General features: G+C 52.3%; 1 rRNA gene. It reads left to right on the top strand.

Going from position 1 to position 3,004, the window contains the following annotated elements:
- Positions 1 to 73: 73 nt before the first annotated feature.
- Positions 74 to 2,981, top strand: a 23S ribosomal RNA gene (locus tag A6U95_RS23515).
- Positions 2,982 to 3,004 lie beyond the last annotated feature (23 nt).

The following is a 3,004-nucleotide window of genomic DNA, read 5'->3' as shown; positions in this document are numbered from 1 at the left end:
TAACCTGTCATAGAGTCTCTCAAATAAACAGCACGACAGTGTCTCTGTTTACAGAAACACCTTCGGGTTGTGAGGTTAAGTGACTAAGCGTACACGGTGGATGCCTAGGCAGTCAGAGGCGATGAAGGGCGTGCTAATCTGCGAAAAGTGTCGGTAAGGTGATATGAACCGTTATAACCGGCAATACCCGAATGGGGAAACCCAGTGTGTTTCGACACACTATCGTATGGTGAATACATAGCCATACGAGGCGAACCGGGGGAACTGAAACATCTAAGTACCCCGAGGAAAAGAAATCAACCGAGATTCCCCTAGTAGCGGCGAGCGAACGGGGAACAGCCCAGAACCTGAATCAGTTCTTGTGTTAGTGGAAGCGTCTGGAAAGTCGCGCAGCAAAGGGTGATAGCCCCGTACACTAAAATGCATTAATTGTGAGTTCGATGAGTAGGGCGGGACACGTGACATCCTGTCTGAATATGGGGGGACCATCCTCCAAGGCTAAATACTCCTGACTGACCGATAGTGAACCAGTACCGTGAGGGAAAGGCGAAAAGAACCCCGGCGAGGGGAGTGAAATAGAACCTGAAACCGTGTACGTACAAGCAGTGGGAGCACCTTCGTGGTGTGACTGCGTACCTTTTGTATAATGGGTCAGCGACTTATATTTTGTAGCAAGGTTAACCGTATAGGGGAGCCGTAGGGAAACCGAGTCTTAACTGGGCGAATAGTTGCAAGGTATAGACCCGAAACCCGGTGATCTAGCCATGGGCAGGTTGAAGGTTGGGTAACACTAACTGGAGGACCGAACCGACTAATGTTGAAAAATTAGCGGATGACTTGTGGCTGGGGGTGAAAGGCCAATCAAACCGGGAGATAGCTGGTTCTCCCCGAAAGCTATTTAGGTAGCGCCTCGTGAACTCATCTTCGGGGGTAGAGCACTGTTTCGGCTAGGGGGCCATCCCGGCTTACCAAACCGATGCAAACTCCGAATACCGAAGAATGTTATCACGGGAGACACACGGCGGGTGCTAACGTCCGTCGTGAAGAGGGAAACAACCCAGACCGCCAGCTAAGGTCCCAAAGTCATGGTTAAGTGGGAAACGATGTGGGAAGGCATAGACAGCCAGGATGTTGGCTTAGAAGCAGCCATCATTTAAAGAAAGCGTAATAGCTCACTGGTCGAGTCGGCCTGCGCGGAAGATGTAACGGGGCTAAACCATGCACCGAAGCTGCGGCAGCGACGCTTAGGCGTTGTTGGGTAGGGGAGCGTTCTGTAAGCCGTTGAAGGTGAACTGTGAGGTTTGCTGGAGGTATCAGAAGTGCGAATGCTGACATAAGTAACGATAAAGCGGGTGAAAAACCCGCTCGCCGGAAGACCAAGGGTTCCTGTCCAACGTTAATCGGGGCAGGGTGAGTCGACCCCTAAGGCGAGGCCGAAAGGCGTAGTCGATGGGAAACAGGTTAATATTCCTGTACTCGGTGTTACTGCGAAGGGGGGACGGAGAAGGCTAGGCTAGCCGGGCGACGGTTGTCCCGGTTTAAGCGTGTAGGGGGGTGTTCCTGGTAAATCCGGAACGCTATCAACCCTGAGGCGTGATGACGATGCACTACGGTGCAGAAGTAGTTGATGCCCTGCTTCCAGGAAAAGCCTCTAAGCATCAGGTAACATCAAATCGTACCCCAAACCGACACAGGTGGTCAGGTAGAGAATACCAAGGCGCTTGAGAGAACTCGGGTGAAGGAACTAGGCAAAATGGTGCCGTAACTTCGGGAGAAGGCACGCTGGCGCGTAGGTGAAGAGACTTGCTCTCGGAGCTGAAGCCAGTCGCAGATACCAGCTGGCTGCAACTGTTTAATAAAAACACAGCACTGTGCAAACACGAAAGTGGACGTATACGGTGTGACGCCTGCCCGGTGCTGGAAGGTTAATTGATGGGGTCAGCCGCAAGGCGAAGCTCTTGATCGAAGCCCCAGTAAACGGCGGCCGTAACTATAACGGTCCTAAGGTAGCGAAATTCCTTGTCGGGTAAGTTCCGACCTGCACGAATGGCGTAATGATGGCCAGGCTGTCTCCACCCGAGACTCAGTGAAATTGAACTCGCTGTGAAGATGCAGTGTACCCGCGGCAAGACGGAAAGACCCCGTGAACCTTTACTATAGCTTGACACTGAACATTGAGCCTTGATGTGTAGGATAGGTGGGAGGCTTTGAAGTGTGGACGCCAGTCTGCATGGAGCCAACCTTGAAATACCACCCTTTAATGTTTGATGTTCTAACTCGGCCCCGTGATCCGGGGTGAGGACAGTGTCTGGTGGGTAGTTTGACTGGGGCGGTCTCCTCCCAAAGAGTAACGGAGGAGCACGAAGGTTAGCTAATCACGGTCGGACATCGTGAGGTTAGTGCAAAGGCATAAGCTAGCTTGACTGCGAGAGTGACGGCTCGAGCAGGTACGAAAGTAGGTCTTAGTGATCCGGTGGTTCTGAATGGAAGGGCCATCGCTCAACGGATAAAAGGTACTCCGGGGATAACAGGCTGATACCGCCCAAGAGTTCATATCGACGGCGGTGTTTGGCACCTCGATGTCGGCTCATCACATCCTGGGGCTGAAGTAGGTCCCAAGGGTATGGCTGTTCGCCATTTAAAGTGGTACGCGAGCTGGGTTTAGAACGTCGTGAGACAGTTCGGTCCCTATCTGCCGTGGGCGTTGGAAGATTGAGAGGGGTTGCTCCTAGTACGAGAGGACCGGAGTGAACGCACCACTGGTGTTCGGGTTGTCATGCCAATGGCACTGCCCGGTAGCTAAGTGCGGAAAAGATAAGCGCTGAAAGCATCTAAGCGCGAAACTTGCCTCGAGATGAGTCTTCCCTGGGCCTTTAAGGTCCCTGAAGGAACGTTTAAGACTAAGACGTTGATAGGCTGGGTGTGTAAGTGCAGCGATGCATTGAGCTAACCAGTACTAATGATCCGTGAGGCTTAACCTTACAACACCAAAGGTGTTTTAGAG

The organism is Serratia sp. 14-2641 (assembly GCF_001692375.1).
GTDB classification, from domain to species: Bacteria; Pseudomonadota; Gammaproteobacteria; order Enterobacterales; family Enterobacteriaceae; genus Chania; species Chania fonticola_C.
The sequence above is the reverse complement of the archived record's forward strand: the minus strand, read 5'-3'. Positions and strand labels throughout refer to the sequence as shown.